The sequence below is a fragment of the Aequorivita sp. H23M31 genome, from assembly GCF_004022485.1.
GTDB classification, from domain to species: domain Bacteria; phylum Bacteroidota; class Bacteroidia; order Flavobacteriales; family Flavobacteriaceae; genus Aequorivita; species Aequorivita ciconiae.
In genome coordinates this window covers 3,187,793-3,207,307 of record NZ_CP034951.1, presented here as the reverse complement: position 1 = coordinate 3,207,307, position 19,515 = coordinate 3,187,793, and the positions used below count along the sequence as shown (strand labels likewise).

The window sequence follows — 19,515 nt, the reverse complement described above, 5'->3', positions numbered from 1 at the left end:
AATTATATTTCATTTTTACAATTTGAAATACGTCTTATCACAATCAATCCAAAATCTTTAATCAGAATCCGTCATAGACAGATGAAACATCTTGCCCTAATTTTATTTCTATCAATTTCCTTTCATACCAGCGCTCAGGTTCTCAATGCCGAATCCTTAAGAAAAGTAACGGACACTTCAGGATTTACCGGATCGGCGAGTCTGGATTTTTCACTTAAAAAAGATGTCAATGAATATTTTGGCTTTCGGAGCAATATTCACTTGCAATATAAAATGAAAAGAAATTTGATATTGATAAAGAATGATATCGAATTTCAGAGAATTGAAGGGAATAAATTTTCCAACAGTGGAATTTCACATATTAGATATAATTATAAAATTTACCCAAGAATAACTTGGGAAGTTTTTGTGCAGGCCCAATACAACAAAGTTTCCAAAATAGATTTCCGCGGTCTTGCAGGTACCGGTCCGCGTTTTAAGCTGAGTACTTCTAATTTGTATAACTTCTATCTTGGGACATTGGTAATGTATGAACAAGAAGAATTAGACGACGGCATCACTCCAATCCAACGGGATATTCGGGGCAGCGCGTATTTTTCCTTTTCGTTATATCCCGTAAAAAACATAGCTATTATAAGTACCACTTATTACCAACCCAAGCTGGGCGATTTTGAGGATTATCGCGTTTCGAGCCAATCCTCACTCTTAATTAAAATGTTTGGTGATTTAGCCTTTAAAACTACGTACACCTTTATTTTCGACCGCTATCCCGCGGTGGGTATCCCCAAATCTCAGTATAATTTTTCCACAGGGGTTGCTTATTCCTTTGATTGATAGTCGTAACTATAGTAAGGTTTTTACTATTTGGCGGACTACATTTATACTTTTAAAATTTTCAAAATACTCGAATTTCTCAATTTAAAAACTGTAACTTATCCATTATGTCCAAGAGCAATTATTACGACCCGGCAGATCTTAGAAAATTTGGCAATATCACCAACTGGAGCAAAGAACTAGGCGAAAAGTTTTTTGAATATTATAACAAAGTTTTTGAGGAAGGAGCTTTAACAGCACGCGAAAAATCGTTGATTGCACTAGCCGTTTCCCATACTGAAATGTGCCCTTATTGTATTGACGCATACACCAAGGATGGATTACAGCGCGGTATTACCAAAGAAGAAATGATGGAAGCGGTGCACGTAGGTGCGGCAATTAAAAGTGGGGCCACCTTGGTTCACGGAGTACAGATGATGAACAAGGTCAATAAATTGGAAATGTAGTGGTAAAGCCAATATTATCAGGATATTTGAGAATAGTTTTAGAAGTAAAATTGAAGCATTGCTATGCAAAAAGAAAAAAAGAAAAAACAACAATCTCTTCATAAACGAAAGAGCGATCTTTCCATTGCGCATAAACAGCTTGAAAAACTCTCCAATGGTATTTTTGCCAATGGTAATTTGCCCACTTTTCAGCAAAAGATAAGCGAAACCCAGCAATTTCCATTACGGCCCAATACATTAGAAATTCTACAAATTAACTTGGGTTATATGTGCAATCAGGTTTGTGCCCATTGCCATGTAGATGCAGGTCCGGATAGAAAGGAAATAATGACTCGCGAAACTATGGAGCAATGCCTGGAAGTAATTAGAAGTACTTCCGCGCACACTCTGGACCTCACGGGAGGAGCCCCGGAAATGAATCCAAATTTTAGGTGGTTTGTAGAGGAAGCGAGCAAGGCAGGTGTGAGGGATTTCATTGTTCGTAGTAATTTGACAATCATTCGAGCCAACAAAAAATATTACGATTTACCAGAATTCTTTAAAAAACACAACGTTCATGTAATCAGCAGTATGCCTCATTGGACGCGTGGTAAAACTGATAGACAAAGAGGCACGGGCGTTTTTGACCAATCTATAAAAGCTTTACAGGAACTTAACACAATTGGTTACGGGATACCAGATAGCAATTTGCGTTTGGATTTGGTTTATAATCCGAGCGGAGCATTTTTACCTGGAAATCAAAAGGAAATGGAAGGCGATTTCAAAAAAGCCTTAATGGAAGATTTTAATATTCAGTTCCACCAGCTTTTCGCAATTACCAATCTTCCCATTTCCCGGTTTCTGGACTATTTGATTGCCTCGGAAAATTATGAAGATTATATGTATCAATTAGTAGATGCCTACAATCCAGCCGCGGTGCAAAACGTGATGTGCCGCAACACTCTTTCCGTTAGCTGGGATGGATATCTATACGATTGCGATTTTAATCAAATGTTGGAACTGAAAGTAGCAAGCAAGGTGCAACATATTTCCGAATATAACGAAACCATTCTTCAGGACAGAAATATAATTGTTTCCCAGCACTGTTATGGATGTACGGCTGGAGCAGGTAGCAGTTGTCAAGGGACGGTAATTGGCCAATAAACTTTATAGTCAGAGCTCACAGGTCTGTGAGACCCCTGAGGTCTAAATTTTTCCAATGAGATATTCCTTATTATTTATTTTTTTTATTTTCCTAATCGGAACGTCTTCTGGACAAGAGTCACTCGAGAAGCTTCTAAATAAGTACAATACACACAGCATCCCCTATGTTTCCGTAGAAGAATTAATGATGCTCCAAAAGAATGATTCCGTTGTTATCCTAGATGCTCGCGAACCAGAGGAATTTTCCGTAAGTCACATCAAATCCAGTGTAAACATCGGTTTCGATAAATTTTCTTCCAATGAAAACCAGCTTCGGGATATAAATAGGAATGCACATTTAATCGTTTATTGCTCTTTGGGAATTCGTTCGGAGAAAATAGGAGAAAAACTGAAAAAGGCAGGCTTCACAAATGTCAAGAACCTTTACGGTGGTATCTTTGAATGGAAAAATAAGGGTTGTACCGTTATCGATTCCGCCGGAACAGAAACTGAAAACGTACACACTTTTTCTGAAAAATGGAGTGCATGGTTACACGCGGGTATTCCTATTTATTAAATTAAAAAGCCCAAAACTTAAACAATGAAATTCAATAGAAATATTTATTTATTGGTGGGAGGCATTATTCTTTTAGGGCTAAATCTGATAATGGTAAATTGGGAAGATGTTTTTGTAAGAAAAAATCTACCATTTCTTATGGGCTCTATTGCAAGTATTTTTATTATTCTCACCCAATTAAAGAAAATAAAATCCCCAAACAACTAATTTAGATTCCAAAAAAAATGGCACTGCTTAAACCACAAGATACCAACAGCGATAAGGAAATGGCATTTGATTTTCATTTTCCCACTTCAAAAAAGGCCCTGATTATTTTCACTAAAAATCCGGAGTTGGGAAAGGTAAAAACCCGATTGGCACAAACTGTGGGAGATGAAAGCGCCTTGAAAATATATGAATTTCTTTTAAAACACACCATGGAAATAACCAAGGATTTGAATGTGGATAAGTACATTTTCTATTCTGAAGAAATCCATAAAAACGATATTTGGGATTCGGAAATTTTCAGGAAAAGATTGCAATGTGGAAATGATCTGGGGGAAAGAATGAGCAATGCGTTTACTGAAATTTTCAATATGGGTTATCAAGTGGCAATCATTATAGGTTCCGATATGTTTGATTTGAACAAACAGGATTTAGGAACGGCTTTTGCTATTTTAAACGACCATAACATAGTTGTAGGTCCAGCCACCGACGGCGGATATTATTTATTGGGAATGAAGGAACCAAAACCTCAATTATTTAAAAATAAAAATTGGGGTTCCCATACCATTCTTAAAGAAACTTTGGAAGATTTAAAACATGAAAATCACATTCTTCTTCCTGACCGAAACGATATTGATATTTATGAGGATATAAAGGATCAGGCAATATTTGATCAATTTTTACCATCACATTTAAAAAAACATCACGATAGCTTATGAGCTTTTTAAAATATATAGAGGAAGCAGCAGGATTTCTGCAGCAACGCGGTTTTAAAAACCCAGAAATCGGGATTATTCTAGGTAGTGGACTAGGGAAAATACTGGATTATATGGAAATCGAAAAGGAAGTACGCTATAACCATATTCCAAATTTCCCCACTGCCACGGTAGAATTTCATAGAGGGAAATTGATTTATGGCACCTTGGAAGGGAAAAAAGTTGTTGTTATGCAGGGTCGCTTTCATTTTTATGAAGGCTATAGCCAACTGGATATCACTTTTCCCGTTCGTGTTATGAAACTGCTCGGTATCAAGCATCTTTTGGTCAGCAATGCTGCAGGAGCAATAAATCCGAATTTTAAGAAAGGAGAATTGATGCTTATCGATGACCATATCAATTTACAGGGTGGCTCTCCCCTAGCATTTAAAGGCGTAGAACATTTGGGTGAAAGATTCGTTGATATGAGTGCACCCTATGACCGAACTATGAATGAAAAGTTAGAGCAAATTGCAGCGAATAAAAATATCAAACTTCACAAGGGAGTTTATGCAAGCGTGGTGGGTCCCCAATTAGAAACTAGGGCTGAATATCGGTTTTTAAAGCTAATTGGAGCCGATGCAGTAGGAATGAGCACTGTTCCAGAAGTTATTGTTGCCAACCATCTTGATCTTCCAGTTTCCGCTATTTCCGCACTTACAGATGGATGTGACCCAGATAACCTAAAACCCGTAAATATTGAAGAAATCCTGGCAATGGCAGCAAAAGCGGAACCAAATCTAATTAGGCTGTTTAGGGAATTGATCAAGGGATTATAATTTATAAAAAAACGAAAGTCTCGGACAATTATTTAGTTTAGAAATGGAATACAAGTAAGAAATGCATAAATATTTCACCATATTCAAGGATTCCTATTATGGATATTTCAATTATTTGTGGTCTGAAATAACCACTTTTCATTGGGAAAATTATTTCTATGGCCTGATAGTGGTTTCATTACTTGTTTGGGGTCTGGAAATTTTGTTTCCGTGGCGAAAGAATCAAAAGATTTTTAGAAAAGACTTTTGGTTGGATACTTTTTATATGTTCTTTAATTTCTTTTTGCTGAATTTAATTGTACTGATTTTCCTTTCCAATGCAACGGCACAATTGTTTAATGATTTTTTGGGTCTAATTAATCTGCAACTATCGGACTTTCAAATCGTAAATCTAAATGCCCTCCCCTATGGGCTTGGACTGTTGGTTTTCTTTTTGGTCACCGATTTCGTTCAATGGAATACCCATATATTGTTGCATCGCGTTCCCTTTCTTTGGAATTTTCACAAATTGCATCATTCGGTGACGGAAATGGGATTTGCCGCCCACCTTCGATATCATTGGATGGAGCCCATAGTTTATAAGTCAATCCTATACATTCCCCTTGCCATCATAGGGGGATTCGATGTAGAAGCCGTTGCAATTGTCCACTTTAGTGCACTTACAATTGGGCATTTAAACCACGCCAATCTAGGATGGGATTATGGCATATTGAAGTACATCTTCAATAATCCAAAAATGCATATCTGGCATCACGTAAAGGAATTGCCGGAAAATACTGAATACGGTATCAATTACGGAATAAGTCTCAGTGTCTGGGATTATATTTTTAACACCCATCATGTACCTTATGATGGAAGGGATATAGAACTTGGTTTTGAAGACGATCACGAATTTCCTTTGGAATTTACCGATCAAATAATTTACCCCGTTAAAAAGAAACGATCAAAATCGGCATAATTTAAGAGACCAAACTTTATGAAATATTCACTCCATTTTGTCTCAACTTTCTTAGTCTGTTTTCTTTTATTCAACGGCAATCTCTATTCCCTTAAAGGACTAAGTAAAAATATCCAACAGACAGAAAGAATGGCTAGGGAATTAAATGCCACAAACACAAAGGCAAATAAAATAGACCATTCTCAATGGGACAATCTTCTTCAAAAACACGTGGATGAAAATGGTTTGGTAGATTACAAAAGGTTCGCAAATGACAAGTTATTATTGAATAACTATTTAATAATGCTATCCAAGAATGAACCAACCGAAAATTGGAGTTTAGAAGAAGTGTTAGCGTACTATATCAATCTTTACAACGCCGCAACAGTTAAACTGATAGTTGAAAATTATCCTGTAAAAAGTATAAAAGACATTAGCCGTCCCTGGACAAAAAATAGAATTTTAATTGGCAATAGGGAAATTTCGCTGGACGAAATTGAACACGGAATTCTTCGGAAAATGGACGAGCCAAGAATTCATTTCGCCTTAAATTGCGCTTCCATTTCTTGTCCAAAACTACTTAATCAAGCGTTTACGGCTTCCAAAATAAACAAACAATTAGATCAAGCAGCTGAGGATTTTATTAATGGCGATAAAAATCATGTTTCTCCCTCCAATCCGCTTTTGTCGCCCATTTTTGATTGGTATAAAAAAGATTTTAAGGTGAATGGTAAAACGGATGTTATTGCATTTATAAATCAATATTCAAATATCGAAATTCATCCACAAGCGAAAATTTCATATTTAAAATACGATTGGAATCTAAATGAGAAGGGTAAGTGATCAGAATTGCTGGTGAGTGGATAATCTAGAAAATTATATTCCAAAAACTGAAAAACGTAAATTCCGGATGTTATCAATCATAATTCCCGTTCTGAACGAAGCAGAAACCATTGTAGAGCTGCTTAGTTTTGTATCCGAAAATCTTTCAGGGGAAAATGACGTAGAAATAATTTGCGTGGATGGTGGAAGCGAGGATGCGACACCCGAACTGATTCAGGATTTTTCAAAGCCAAATACAAAAGACCCTTCGACTTCGCCCGGGGTAAGATCTTCTAGACTTCAATTCACACTTACAAGTTCAGAAAAAGGCCGCGCCATACAAATGAATAAAGGCGCTCGAGTGGCTGCTGGCAACATTTTGTACTTTCTCCACGCCGATTCCTTTCCTCCGAAAAACTTCGATAAATATATTTTAGAAGAAATTGAAAAAAGAAATCCTGCTGGTTGTTTCCGGATGAAGTTTGATAGCAACCATTGGTGGCTCAGTCTTGCCGGATGGTTTACACAGTTTAATCTAAAAGCTTTTAGAGGCGGCGACCAAAGTCAGTTTATCACGAAATCTGTATTTGAGGAAATTGGTGGTTTCAATGAAAAATATACTATTTATGAAGACAACATTCTCATTAGCCAACTTTATAAACGGAAAAAATTTGTAGTAATCCAACAAAACCTAACCACTTCCGCAAGGAGATATAGGGAAAACGGAATTTGGAATTTACAGTTCCACTTTTGGATGATACATCTAAAACAACGTTCGGGAGCGGCTCCAGAGGAATTATATAAATATTACAAAAGACATATTGAATCCAAGCGTAAAAAATAAAAAACCCTAAAATGTTTGCCTTTTATTAGACTAAAACATTTTAAGGTTTTTATATATAAGAAAAAGTCTGTGCAGTATTTAGAGGAAATTTGTTCCAGAAAACACTTCAAACATCTTTTTACAATTCCAATAAGTCGTTCACTTTACGAACTCCGTCGGCACTTTCTTTCATATGAGTTTTTTCAGCATCGTTCAATTCTATCTCTACAATTTCCTCGATTCCATTTCGTCCCAAAATTACCGGAGCTCCCAAACAAATATCATCCATTCCGTACTCGCCTTCAAGCATTACAGAGCAAGGAAACATTTTTTTCTGATCGCAAGCAATTGCTTGAACCAAACCAGAAACGGCTGCACCAGGAGCATACCAAGCTGAAGTTCCCAATAATTTAGTTAATGTAGCACCACCTACTTTGGTCTCCTCCATTACTTGATTCAATCTATCTTCAGAAAGAAATTTAGAAACAGGTACACTATTCCTTGTGGCCAATCTTGTAAGAGGAACCATTCCTGTATCGCTGTGACCACCGATTACCATTCCGTCCACATCGCTAATGGGAGCGCCCAAAGCTTCAGCTAAACGATATTTAAAACGAGCGCTATCCAAAGCACCACCCATTCCTATAATACGATTTTTAGGCAAGCCGGAAGTTTTATGTGCCAAATATGCCATAGTATCCATTGGATTGCTTACCACGATAAGAATTGTATTTGGAGAATGTTTTACAAGGTTGGAAGACACATCTTTTACAATACCAGCGTTAATTCCTATTAATTCTTCACGCGTCATTCCGGGTTTTCTTGGTATTCCACTGGTAATTACACAAATATCACTGTCAGCTGTTTTGGAATAATCTCCGGTTACGCCAATAATTCGGGTATCAAAGCCATTGAGAGATGCTGTTTGCATAAGATCCATCGCTTTTCCCTCGGCAAAACCTTCTTTGATGTCCAATAAAATTACTTCGCTTGCAAAATTCTTGATGGCGATATACTCCGCACAACTTGCACCTACAGCACCGGCACCTATAACTGTTACTTTCATATTGTAAATCGTTAAATATTAAATATTAAATATTAATTGTTGTTTTCTTCCACTGAACTTTGGGACTTGAACGATTTTACCAAACAGATAGCAAAAAGAATATATCTAATTATGAAAAATATTAAATACCGTTCAAGATGGATGCAAAAGTACCAATAACCGTTGAGATTATTAATAATAAAGACTTAAAATCAACGAGAAGCCCTTAAAGAAGAAAATAACTCTATAGAGAATAATCTCCTTAGCTAAATTATAACTCATTCTAAAGAAATGGAGTGAAAATTATATTTGCTCTAAGAGTTTTATATGCCAAAATGCAAACCTACAGTTGCGCTATTGAACTCCGCTAAGTTGTAATCTAAGTTAAGTCCAAAAAAGCCCAATCGCAAATTTGCGCCTAGTGTTGCTCTCATATCCGAAACTTTAGTTTTTACGGTAAAGGGATCTTTAAACTGATTAGTCATCTCATCAAGTGGAATTCCAGCGTTAACTTTGTAATTTCCCAAGACATTGAAATCGGAGGTCCCTGAAACATAACCAACTCCTCCGTAAACATTAAATACTCTCATTTTGGTGGAGGCTTGCAATTGAAACAACCAAGAGTTCAGCTTTAAATCGAAATGTTGATTTTCCCCCGAAACAATTTCATGATTGGTAAAATTGTAGCTTGCTCCAACATTCGTAAATGCCACCACTCCAGAAATCGCTACCGGAAATACTTTTTCAGCAGGAATCCAACTGGTAAAATCGTGTTGAAGTCCCGCTCCAAACAGACCTACCTTTACCTCTTCTTGTGCGATTTTGGGAAAATAGCGCAACTTCACCTCGGTTCCTTTAAAAATTCCCAACCTAGCTTGTAAAAAAGCCGTTGGAAGAATATTTAAATTCACCGAAGCAAGACCTTGGGGCAATTTAAATTCTACTTCCTCGCTATCTTCTCCATTCCTTACCACGGAATATACAAATACATCGGGATCATTTTCTCCAAATGTGGTGGCCACTTCTTTTACAGTACTCCCATCGCGAAACTTTAGATTGTTATAATCAGCGGTATTAACGGTAAATGTTTGATGTTTCTTTTTTATAAAACCAGCATTTCCAACAATGGAAATATCAAATCTTAGCGGTTTCTTTGTCTCCGCCGTCTGCACCCAACCATTTGCCATTATGTGAATCATTCCTTCAGCTCCCGGAGAAATATATCCGGTTGCAAATCGCTGCGCATCCTCAATACCGGCAGCAATTAGATCTTCAAGATTTTCCTGTGCCACAGTAGATACACCACTCATTAGCACCAATACAAAAAGTAACTTTTTCATAAAATATTTATTTAAGTAAAATCCCGCCTGGCCTAGTATTAAAGGTCAGGCAGGATTATAATAATTGGCATCCGTATGTTTTGGATGCCCTCAAAATTTTATGGGGATTTTTAAAGATAGCTAAAAAATGCTCTTACAGAATCAAAGTTAGATTTTTATACTATTGTAAAAAATGGGTTAAGCATCGATGTGGGCATAAACGGCGTTTTTCTCAATAAATTCACGACGAGGTGGAACTTCATCGCCCATAAGCATAGAAAAAATACGATCCGCTTCGGTTCCGTTTTCAATAGTAACCTGTCTTAGCGTTCGGAACTCAGGGTTCATAGTTGTATCCCAAAGTTGTTCTGCGTTCATTTCTCCTAGACCTTTATAACGCTGAATTGATGCTCCTCCTCCCATTTCAAGATTGGCTTCATCCCTTTCCTTCTCGCTCCAAGCATATACTTTTTTGGCACCTTTCTTCAAAAGATATAGTGGCGGAGTAGCAATGTAAACGCATCCTGCCTCAACAAGCTCCTTCATATACCGATAGAAAAAAGTGAGAATTAAGGTTGCAATGTGACTTCCATCCACATCCGCATCACACATAATAACTACTTTGTGATAACGCAGTTTTTCTAGGTTCAGGGCTTTGCTATCCTCTTCGGTACCAATAGTTACGCCTAAAGCGGTATAGATATTTCTGATCTCTTCATTTTCAAAAACTTTATGCTGCATGGCCTTTTCCACATTCAGGATTTTTCCACGTAAGGGAAGAATGGCCTGAAAGTTTCTGTCACGACCTTGCTTAGCCGTTCCACCCGCCGAATCTCCCTCCACGAGAAATACTTCGCATTTGGTTGGATCCTGCTCCGAACAATCTGAAAGTTTTCCGGGCAAACCACCACCGCTCATCACAGTTTTACGCTGCACCAATTCCCGGGCTTTGCGCGCGGCATGACGGGCCTGAGCTGCCAGAATTACTTTCTGAACAATAGTCTTTGCATCATTGGGATGCTCTTCCAAATAATTTTCAAGCATTTCAGAAACAGCTTGACTTACCGCAGACATTACCTCTCGGTTTCCGAGTTTGGTCTTTGTTTGCCCTTCAAACTGTGGCTCCTGAACTTTTACCGAAATAATCGCCGTTAAACCTTCACGGAAATCATCGCCGGCAATCTCAAATTTCAACTTATCGAGCATGCCCGAAGAATCGGCATACTTTTTTAGTGTACGTGTCAAGCCAGCACGGAATCCCGCTAGGTGCGTTCCTCCTTCATGAGTATTAATATTGTTTACGTATGAATGGAGATTTTCATTAAAAGAGGTATTGTAAACCATTGCCACTTCCACTGGAATGTCATTTTTTTCTCCTTCAATAGAAATTACGTCTGCGATGATAGGTTCGCGGTTGCCATCCAAATAGCGAATAAACTCCTTCAATCCCTCATCACTATAAAATTTCTCAGAAACAAATTCACCCTCCTTGTCAATTTGTCTCTTATCGGTTAGATAAATAGTGATTCCTTTGTTTAGGTACGATAGCTCGCGCAACCTACTAGCAAGAGTATCATAATTATACTCTGTAGTTTGGTGAAATATCTTTGGGTCGGGCTTAAAAGTTACGATGGTCCCTCGAGAGTCGGTTTCTCCAATAGATTTTACAGGATACATGGCCTTTCCGAACTCATATTCTTGTTGCCATATTTTACCCTCTCTATGGACGGTTGCGGTTAAATGTTCGGAAAGAGCATTTACTACCGAAACCCCTACTCCGTGCAATCCACCAGAAACCTTATAGGAATCTTTATCAAACTTTCCACCGGCACCAATTTTGGTCATTACGACCTGAAGGGCAGAAACTCCTTCCTTTTTATGAAGATCTACGGGAATCCCGCGTCCGTTATCCTTAACGGTAATTGAATTGTCTTTATTTATCCAAACCTCAATAGTATCGCAATGGCCCGCCATAGCTTCATCAATTGAGTTGTCGATTACTTCGTAAACCAGATGATGGAGGCCTCGCGGTCCAATATCTCCAATATACATGGAAGGGCGCATACGCACGTGTTCCATTCCTTCCAATGCCTGGATCTGATCGGCACCGTAACTTCCTTTATTCTGTTCTTCGCTCATATAAAATTATGTAAGATTTTCAAATTTTTCGGCAATGCACAAATATAACGAAATCCCCTCTAAAATTAAGGCTTAAGGCGTCGTTCACAGCTTAAGTTATTAACAAAACCCTGTGGAAAAAAGCCATTTATACGGGTTCTTTGGATTACCCTAAATCCTTTTGAGAATCCTCTCTATTTTACACTAAATTCCTTATTCTGTATTTAGGCCAATTCTTAAATTTTAGGTTCTATTAAACTTTTTATAAAAAATTTTGTCATAACTTTCCATATTGCCCAGAATAATATACACACTATGAAAAACCTATTTATATTAATTTTTATACTTTCTGTTGGGCCGAATATTCAGGCTCAGGATTTCCCAAAGATGGACGTATCTCCAATGGATCTCGCCATTGCCCGTGCCAACAAAAATGGGCCTCCCATTGCTCGGGTTATTTATAGCCGACCGCAAAAGAAAGGGCGGGATATTTTTGGAGGCCTTGTGCCCTATAATGAAGTGTGGCGAACCGGTGCAAACGAGGCAACGGAATTAACGCTTTATGTTCCACTAATGCTAGGTAAAACGCTTTTAAAACCTGGCACCTACACACTATACACAATTCCGAACCAAGAAAAATGGACAATTATTATTAATAGTGATACAAACGTTTGGGGCGCTTTCAGTTATAAAAAAGATAAAGACGTGGCGCGATTAAACGTGCCCTGTATGCAGGCAGCGGCTCCTATAGAATCACTATCGATGATTTTTAAACCTGAAAATAACGGAACCACTCTATTGATAGGATGGGATGATGAATATGTAGAAATTCCTTTTAAAAATCCTCGTTAACTTTAATAGGAACCAGCTTAAGGAATGTTGAGATATTTATGTGTTTGAAGTGATACTTTCCATTGCGGATTCTGCATAACGTAATCTACAATTAGAGGAGACATTTTTTCACGCTTGCTCCATTCGGGCTGTAAATACAAAAGACATTTATCGTTTACTTGGGCAGCCTGGTCCTCTGCAAATCGGAAATCGTCTTTATTGAATACTATTACTTTCAGCTCATCGGCTACTTTGTAGATTTCCTCGGTGGGCAATTTCACCTTTTTCGGGGAAAGACAAATCCAGTCCCACGTGCCAGTAAGTTTATAAGCGCCAGATGTTTCAATATGAACGGCCATTCCCCGGTCTTTTAACATCGCCGTTAAAGGTCCCATATTATAAGTAAGCGGTTCGCCGCCAGTAATAACTACCGTTCTAGCGTAACTGGAAGCATTTTTAACCATACTTTCAATAGTAGTAGGTGGATGAATTGCTGCATTCCAGCTCTCTTTTACATCGCACCAATGGCAGCCAATATCGCAACCTCCAACTCTTATAAAATAAGCTGCAGTTCCCTTGTGGAAACCCTCTCCTTGAATGGTATAGAACTCTTCCATTAAAGGTAAAACCAATCCTTTATTCACTAAATCTTGTACTTCCTTCTTCATGGCTGCAAAAGTACGATTATTGCAACTAAAAACTCCTAAGAGTAAACTCCAATTAAATCTTCATTAATTATTAGTTTCTTGAAATGGGATTCTCTAAAATATTGTTCCTATCCATAAAAAAAGTCCATTTAAGATTTTAGTATTTAGACTTTGAACTATTTGGTGCTCCATTATTTACTACTTTTGATGAAATTTTCAGGATAATGGCAGACAAGACTTCTTTTTCAGAACTCATTCAAAGCGGTTATGCCACCAAAGGAGATTCCATAACTCTTGGTACGGCCATGCTCAATGGAGAAACCGTTGAGAATGCGTATGTAAAAATTCCATTAAAAACCCTAAACCGCCATGGGCTGATTGCGGGAGCTACGGGTACAGGAAAAACGAAAACTCTTCAGATAATTGCGGAAAATCTTTCAGAAAAAGGAATTCCCGTATTACTGATGGATGTTAAAGGCGATCTTAGCGGAATTGCCGAGCCAGGGACCCCCAATGCCAAAATTGATGAGCGACACAAAGCCATAGGTTTTCCATATCAACCCAAGCGCTTTCCGGCAGAAATTCTTTCTCTTTCGGAACAGGATGGAGTTCGCCTTCGCGCAACCGTAATTGAGTTTGGTCCCGTATTGTTATCGCGGATTCTCGATCTAAGCGATACCCAGTCTGGAATTGTATCGGTGATTTTTAAATACTGCGACGATCATAAACTTCCCTTGCTGGACCTAAAGGACTTCAAAAAGATATTACAATATTCCACAAACGAAGGAAAAGAACAATTTGCCGAATCTTATGGCAGAATCTCTACTTCTTCAACGGGGGCTATTCTCCGCAAAATAGTGGAATTGGAACAGCAGGGTGGAAATTTGTTTTTTGGCGAGAAATCCTTTGATCCGCAAGATCTACTGCGGCTTGATGACAACGGAATGGGGTATATCAATATTATTCGCTTAACGGATATCCAAGATCGACCGAAGCTTTTTTCAACTTTTATGTTAAGCTTATTGGCCGAAATTTATGCCACTTTTCCAGAGCAGGGTGATAGCGGAAGACCTGAGCTTGTAATATTTGTTGATGAGGCACATCTTATTTTTAATGAAGCCAGCAAAGCACTACTCAATCAAATAGAAAGCATCGTAAAGCTTATACGTTCTAAAGGTGTAGGACTTTATTTCGTAACCCAAAATCCAACGGATGTTCCAGATGCGGTATTAAGCCAATTAGGGCTGAAAATCCAGCACGCGTTACGGGCATTTACAGCAAAAGATAGAAAAGCAATTAAATTAACTGCGGAAAACTATCCCGTTTCTTCCTATTACAAAACCGATGAAGTTCTCACCGCTCTCGGGATTGGAGAAGCCTTGGTTAGCGCCCTGAATGAAAAGGGAATCCCAACGCCATTAGCCCACACCATGTTGCGGGCCCCGATGAGTAGGATGGATATTTTAAGTGATGATGAGTTAAAAGGACTTCTCCAAAATTCCTCTCTGGTTCCCAAATATCATCAAACCATCGATAGGGAAAGTGCTTACGAAATTTTAACAAGGAAAATTGAAGAAGCGAATACCCAAGAAGCCAAGGAAAAGTCTCAAAAGGAAACTGCATCAAAACAATACCCTACTTCTAGAACGACAAGTAGAAGTAGAAAAACCGCCAACCCTTGGATAAAGACCTTTTCAAGTCCCACGGTTATTAGAAGTGTACTGGGAATTCTTGGAAAGATGATGAAATAGCTTCAGTGGTTAGTGGAGGCAGTAGGTATTTGCCAGAAAATAGAAGGCAGGAGCTAGTGAGAAATGAACAGTCGATCCGAGTTAATTCTAAATCGTAAATCGTAAATCGTAAATAAACAATAACTAAATCTTTAAATGAAAAAAACTCTTTTGCTTGGTGGCCTAACGGCTTTATTATTTGTACAATGTGGAAAGGACAGCGATCCATTTCTCATAAAAAAGGATGCTATTGGAAATTTGACAGAGCACACAAAAATGAAACAGCTGGATTCGATCTTTAGTGCGGACTCAATTGTAAAAACAAACTCTTCACCTAACGCTTTGGAGACACAAGGAGAGGTAGAAATCTATGAAAAAGGAGGACAAAAATTATTATTGTTGTCTCCTAAAAATGAAACGGATCCCAATTCAACTATAACTGATGTCCTAGTTTTTGATCCACGATATAAAACTGAGAAAGGCGTAGGTCTCTCGAGTACGTTTAAGGATTTTAGAGATAACTATACCGTGTCAAACATCCACAGAATTATTAACGGCATATTAGTGTTTTTCTCTGATACAAACATTTATCTTACCATAGATGCAAAAAATTTGCCCGAGGAAATAAGATATAATCCCGAGGCTACCATAGATGCCAGTCAAATTCCTGATTCGGCACCAATAAAATATTTCCGTATTGGCTGGGAGGCTGAATAGCACAATCTCACAAGGCGCTAAGATTTTGTTAAGTTCCATAATGGAATGGCTAGTTTCGTATAATTTTATTCAATTAACCAATTAAAATATGTAGTTATGATTAAGATTTTAGGATTTATACTGACCATTGCTGGAGGTATCACATTAGTTATAGGTGTTCTGAGCGCTTTTGGAAATATGGATGTGGGAATGAACGCTTGGGCGTTAATTATTCTGGGTATAGTGTTTTTCTTTGCTGGAATTGGTCTTTTAAAACATCGTAAGGATACAGATCAAATTAAATAGTAACAGGGAATTATTGGTTAAACTGATAATTCCCATTTAAAACTTAATGTTATGCCAGATTCAAGAATTAAAGACGAAGACAAATACGAAGCACTCCGAGACAAAGGATATAGCAAAGAGAAATCTGCTAGAATTGCTAACACCCCGGATTCTGGAAAGAAAGGCGGAAAAGCTAAGGATTACGAAGACCGAACAAAGAAAGATCTCTATGATGAAGCCAAAAAGGTAGGGATTGAAGGTCGGTCAAAAATGAGCAAGAAAGAATTAATTCATGCTTTACGAAATAATTAATATCATTAGCCTTTTTTTTTTCAACAAGTATAAAAAAGACTTGAGGGATTGCCAATTCCCTCAAGTCTTTATAAGATAAATACTGATTTTTTCAAACCATATTTTTAATAGATTGGTTAACCTTTTACATTTATATAGAACAAGTTTATGCCATTGACCAAACATATTCCACCACAGATAATTAGACAAATTTTTGTCATTTTACTTATACTCTGTATGGGCGGTCTTATTTTTCGGGAATTATTACCCTACTTAACGGGTGTCTTGGGGGCTATAACTCTTTATGTAATTATGCGTAAATGGATGCGGACTCTAGTCAATAAAAAGAAATGGAATTCTACATTGGCCGCCATTTTTCTCCTGGTAGCCTCATTTATTTGTATCCTAGTTCCCATAAGCGGTATAATATTGATGCTTGGTAATAAAATTGGAAAGGCAGTCGAAAATTCTGAAGAGGTTGTGCATGCGGTAAAGGATCAACTTTCTAAAGTTGAGGATAAGTTTGGCTATGATCTTACCTCAGACATCGATGCCTCTGCCATAACAAGCTGGATATCCAATCATTTGGAGGGCTTAGTGGGAGGTACCTTTAATGCATTTATCGCCATTGGATTGATGTATTTTATGTTGTTTTACATGCTCACCAACCGGCATGAATTAAAAGAATCCTTGACTGAATACATTCCTATGAATAGGACTAATTTGAAAGAAATCGGTAAGGAAATACAAGTTATGGTTCGGTCCAATGCCATCGGAATTCCGTTGGTCGGTCTAGCCCAAGGGATAGTGGCTTTGATCGGATTTTTAATATTTGGTACCGAAGATCCCTTTTTCTGGTTTGTAATTGTTACAATATCGAGTATGATTCCCTTTGTTGGTACCTTATTGGGAATATTGCCTGTTTTCATCTTAACTCTTTCATCCGGCGACAATTTTGCGGCCTGGGGAATACTTCTCTACGGTTTTGTTGTGGTAGGGATGACCGATAATGTTTTCCGACTCTATGTTTTGAAGAGACTCGACGATGTCCATCCTCTTATAACTTTGATTGGAGTAATCGTTGGAGTACCTCTTTTCGGATTTATCGGTCTAATTTTCGGTCCCTTACTTGTAAGTCTGTTTATTGTAATAGTAAGGATTTATCGGGATGAATACGGAAAAAAAGTCCCAAATTCCCAAGAGGAAATCCTCTAAATAGTCTCTCAAACATTCAAGCCAGAGTAGGCAAGGAAGACAATTGATCTTCAACTAAGAAGTCACCGTAAATCTTTTCAAATTGAAAGTAAAGTGTTCACTAAATTCTATCGAACTAGCTACCCTCCAAAAAAACCAACAATGGTATGGGACGGGGAATGCACTTTCTGCAAATACTGGATTACATATTGGCATTCCAAAACAAGCAATAGAATAGAATACCTCACTTATCAGGAAACGGCGAATAACTTTGCCGACATACCAATAAAAGAATTCAAAAAAGCATCCCGATTTATCGATATCGACGGAATAGTTTATAGTGGTCCGGATTCAGCTTTTAAAATTCTTACCTATTTTAATCCAAGCTTTCCATTTTGGCATAAATGGTACACAAAAAATAATCTGTTCAGTAAGGTTTGCGACTATTCCTATAATTGGATTGCGAAGCACCGTTCTTTTATGTTTGCAATTACAAAGCTATTCTTCGGAAAAAACCCTCAAGCACTAAAACCATACTGGCTAGCCATTTTTTTTCTAATTGTTATATTGACTTACCTTGTGGTATACTTTTTATAACAAAATTTTAAACTTTTCATTTTTTGTAAAGGTGTATCTTTAAAACAAAAACTATGTCGCTAAAAGGAAGCTTATCAAGGTATTTTAAATCTCTAGGTGAAGATGAGGAAATAACAGATTTCAATCACGAAGCCACTAAAAATTTAATGGATAAGGAGGTGGTAAAAATTAACGATGATGATGTTGAGGTTGTATTGGACAATGAGGAGGCAATAAACAAAAAGTTTAGCGGTCAAATGTCCATAGCAAAATACGCCGAACTTGGAAAAATCATGATTGCTATGCTAAGAGACGTAAAAAATGGCGTCTATCCCGAAGTTCCCTGGTTCACAATAGCTACCGTGGTCTTGGCCCTGCTATACCTACTTAACCCAATGGATCTTATCCCTGATTTTATCCCAGGCATCGGATACGTCGATGACCTCTCGGTTCTTGCTGTTGGGACAGGCTGGATTGAAAGTGATCTTCACAAATATCTAGATTGGAAAATTAAAGAAGGAAAAGGCATTTAATGTGCCCTTCTTTGCTCCCTTGCCAATAGAGTATTTTTTAATAGCATGGCAATAGTCATTGGTCCTACCCCGCCCGGAACTGGTGTAATAAAAGATGACTTTTTACTAACGTTTTCGAAGTCAACATCACCTGTGATTTTGTAACCTTTTGGACTGTTGGGATCTTCTACTCTGGTTATCCCAACATCAATGATGACGACGTCGTCTTTTACCATTTCTGCTTTTAAAAAGTTAGGGACACCCAAGGCAGAGATAATAATATCTGCCTGAGTTGTTATCTGGGCAATGTTTTTTGTATTGCTATGGGTGAGGGTAACCGTGCTGTTGCCTGGCCATCCTTTTCTACTCATAAGAATGCTCATTGGTCTTCCTACAATATGACTTCTCCCTATAACAACGGTATGTTTTCCTTTGGTATCAACATTGTAGCGCTGTAGCAATTCTAGGATACCAAACGGTGTAGCGGGAATAAACGTACTCATATCCAAAGCCATTTTTCCGAAGTTTTCCGGATGAAAACCATCTACATCCTTACTTGGATCTACCGTAAGCAAAACTTTTTGTGTATCAATCTGTGGAGGAAGGGGAAGCTGAACGATAAAACCATCGATATTATCGTCCTCGTTCAATTCCTTAATTTTATTAAGAAGCTCTAATTCACTGGTGGTATGAGGCATTTTAACCAAAGTAGATTCAAATCCTACCCGTTCGCAGGCTTTTACCTTACTTCCCACATAAGTGAGACTGGCACCATCATTTCCTACCAAAATCGCGGCTAAATGAGGCACCTTCTCTCCCTTGGCCTTCATTTTATCAACCTCGTTGGCTATCTCGTTTTTTATATCCTCGCTTATTTTTTTTCCGTCTAGAATTGTCATGGGTAAAAAAGTATTCAATGGTTAGTGGTCAGTGGTCAGTGGTCAGTGGTCAGTGGTCAGTGGTCAGTGGTCA

23 protein-coding genes are annotated in these 19,515 nt (G+C 37.9%); 18 read left to right on the top strand and 5 right to left on the bottom strand.

What is annotated here, in order from left to right; genetic code table 11:
- The first annotated feature begins 81 nt into the window (after positions 1-81).
- The 10 genes from EI546_RS14080 (at position 82) to EI546_RS14035 (ending at position 7,320) form a co-directional block, all read left to right on the top strand.
- Positions 82-834, top strand: a complete 753-nt coding sequence (locus tag EI546_RS14080) for a DUF481 domain-containing protein (protein ID WP_128251142.1) — start codon at positions 82-84, stop codon at positions 832-834.
- Positions 835-941: 107 nt separating this feature from the next.
- Positions 942-1,280: an arsenosugar biosynthesis-associated peroxidase-like protein gene (locus EI546_RS14075; protein ID WP_128251141.1), complete on the top strand. Its 339-nt coding sequence runs from the start codon at positions 942-944 to the stop codon at positions 1,278-1,280.
- 63 nt (positions 1,281-1,343) lie between these two features.
- Positions 1,344-2,423 carry an arsenosugar biosynthesis radical SAM (seleno)protein ArsS gene (arsS, locus tag EI546_RS14070; protein ID WP_128251140.1) on the top strand — a complete coding sequence of 360 codons (1,080 nt, stop codon included), beginning with the start codon at positions 1,344-1,346 and terminating at the stop codon, positions 2,421-2,423.
- A 55-nt stretch (positions 2,424-2,478) separates the two neighbouring features.
- Complete coding sequence (locus tag EI546_RS14065; RefSeq protein WP_128251139.1) at positions 2,479-2,979, top strand: rhodanese-like domain-containing protein; 501 nt, start codon at positions 2,479-2,481, stop codon at positions 2,977-2,979.
- Positions 2,980-3,003: 24 nt separating this feature from the next.
- Positions 3,004-3,186 (top strand): hypothetical protein, encoded by a 183-nt coding sequence (locus EI546_RS14060; protein WP_128251138.1) that lies wholly within the window; start codon positions 3,004-3,006, stop codon positions 3,184-3,186.
- A gap of 17 nt (positions 3,187-3,203) precedes the next feature.
- Positions 3,204-3,902 carry a TIGR04282 family arsenosugar biosynthesis glycosyltransferase gene (locus EI546_RS14055; protein ID WP_128251137.1) on the top strand — a complete coding sequence of 233 codons (699 nt, stop codon included), beginning with the start codon at positions 3,204-3,206 and terminating at the stop codon, positions 3,900-3,902.
- On the top strand, positions 3,899-4,717 hold the full coding sequence (locus EI546_RS14050; protein ID WP_128251136.1) for a purine-nucleoside phosphorylase: 819 nt from the start codon (positions 3,899-3,901) through the stop codon (positions 4,715-4,717). Before EI546_RS14055 ends, EI546_RS14050 begins: the two co-directional genes overlap by 4 nt.
- 61 nt (positions 4,718-4,778) lie before the next feature.
- Complete coding sequence (locus EI546_RS14045) at positions 4,779-5,675, top strand: sterol desaturase family protein (RefSeq protein ID WP_128251135.1); 897 nt, start codon at positions 4,779-4,781, stop codon at positions 5,673-5,675.
- Between the two features lie 18 nt (positions 5,676-5,693).
- Entirely contained in the window at positions 5,694-6,497 is an 804-nt protein-coding gene (locus EI546_RS14040) for a DUF547 domain-containing protein (protein WP_128251134.1), read from the top strand.
- 67 nt (positions 6,498-6,564) lie between these two features.
- Entirely contained in the window at positions 6,565-7,320 is a 756-nt protein-coding gene (locus EI546_RS14035) for a TIGR04283 family arsenosugar biosynthesis glycosyltransferase (protein WP_128251133.1), read from the top strand.
- Between the two features lie 118 nt (positions 7,321-7,438).
- On the opposite strand, the gene mdh is transcribed toward EI546_RS14035, so the two are convergent.
- The 3 genes from mdh to gyrB form a co-directional block, all read right to left on the bottom strand.
- A complete protein-coding gene (gene mdh / locus EI546_RS14030) occupies positions 7,439-8,365 on the bottom strand; it encodes a malate dehydrogenase (RefSeq protein ID WP_128251132.1) in 927 nt (308 codons plus the stop codon).
- Between the two features lie 302 nt (positions 8,366-8,667).
- Positions 8,668-9,684, bottom strand: coding sequence for a DUF6588 family protein (locus tag EI546_RS14025; RefSeq protein WP_128251131.1), 1,017 nt, complete (start codon positions 9,682-9,684; stop codon positions 8,668-8,670).
- A gap of 177 nt (positions 9,685-9,861) precedes the next feature.
- Positions 9,862-11,802 (bottom strand): DNA topoisomerase (ATP-hydrolyzing) subunit B, encoded by a 1,941-nt coding sequence (gene gyrB / locus EI546_RS14020; RefSeq protein ID WP_128251130.1) that lies wholly within the window; start codon positions 11,800-11,802, stop codon positions 9,862-9,864.
- Positions 11,803-12,096: 294 nt separating this feature from the next.
- Between gyrB and EI546_RS14015 the strand changes: the two genes are divergently transcribed.
- Positions 12,097-12,633 carry a DUF2911 domain-containing protein gene (locus EI546_RS14015; protein ID WP_128251129.1) on the top strand — a complete coding sequence of 179 codons (537 nt, stop codon included), beginning with the start codon at positions 12,097-12,099 and terminating at the stop codon, positions 12,631-12,633.
- Positions 12,634-12,650: 17 nt separating this feature from the next.
- On the opposite strand, the gene EI546_RS14010 is transcribed toward EI546_RS14015, so the two are convergent.
- Entirely contained in the window at positions 12,651-13,280 is a 630-nt protein-coding gene (locus EI546_RS14010; protein WP_128251128.1) for a 7-carboxy-7-deazaguanine synthase QueE, read from the bottom strand.
- A gap of 203 nt (positions 13,281-13,483) precedes the next feature.
- Between EI546_RS14010 and EI546_RS14005 the strand changes: the two genes are divergently transcribed.
- The 7 genes from EI546_RS14005 to EI546_RS13975 all read left to right on the top strand — a co-directional run bounded on the left by EI546_RS14005 (position 13,484) and on the right by EI546_RS13975 (position 18,564).
- Positions 13,484-15,010, top strand: a complete 1,527-nt coding sequence (locus tag EI546_RS14005) for a helicase HerA-like domain-containing protein (protein WP_128251127.1) — start codon at positions 13,484-13,486, stop codon at positions 15,008-15,010.
- Between the two features lie 135 nt (positions 15,011-15,145).
- On the top strand, positions 15,146-15,706 hold the full coding sequence (locus EI546_RS14000) for a hypothetical protein (RefSeq protein WP_128251126.1): 561 nt from the start codon (positions 15,146-15,148) through the stop codon (positions 15,704-15,706).
- Between the two features lie 96 nt (positions 15,707-15,802).
- The gene (locus EI546_RS13995) at positions 15,803-15,991 is read left to right on the top strand and encodes a hypothetical protein (RefSeq protein ID WP_128251125.1); all 189 of its coding nucleotides are present in this window, start codon (positions 15,803-15,805) and stop codon (positions 15,989-15,991) included.
- 51 nt (positions 15,992-16,042) lie between these two features.
- On the top strand, positions 16,043-16,282 hold the full coding sequence (locus tag EI546_RS13990) for a DUF7218 family protein (protein WP_128251124.1): 240 nt from the start codon (positions 16,043-16,045) through the stop codon (positions 16,280-16,282).
- 147 nt (positions 16,283-16,429) lie between these two features.
- Positions 16,430-17,476: an AI-2E family transporter gene (locus EI546_RS13985; RefSeq protein WP_164905248.1), complete on the top strand. Its 1,047-nt coding sequence runs from the start codon at positions 16,430-16,432 to the stop codon at positions 17,474-17,476.
- A 141-nt stretch (positions 17,477-17,617) separates the two neighbouring features.
- A complete protein-coding gene (locus EI546_RS13980) occupies positions 17,618-18,052 on the top strand; it encodes a DCC1-like thiol-disulfide oxidoreductase family protein (RefSeq protein ID WP_240673119.1) in 435 nt (144 codons plus the stop codon).
- Positions 18,053-18,105: 53 nt separating this feature from the next.
- Positions 18,106-18,564, top strand: coding sequence for a YkvA family protein (locus tag EI546_RS13975; RefSeq protein WP_128251122.1), 459 nt, complete (start codon positions 18,106-18,108; stop codon positions 18,562-18,564).
- On the opposite strand, the gene EI546_RS13970 is transcribed toward EI546_RS13975, so the two are convergent.
- On the bottom strand, positions 18,561-19,442 hold the full coding sequence (locus tag EI546_RS13970) for a bifunctional 5,10-methylenetetrahydrofolate dehydrogenase/5,10-methenyltetrahydrofolate cyclohydrolase (protein ID WP_128251121.1): 882 nt from the start codon (positions 19,440-19,442) through the stop codon (positions 18,561-18,563). The two genes, EI546_RS13975 and EI546_RS13970, sit on opposite strands and share 4 nt — an antisense overlap.
- Positions 19,443-19,515 lie beyond the last annotated feature (73 nt).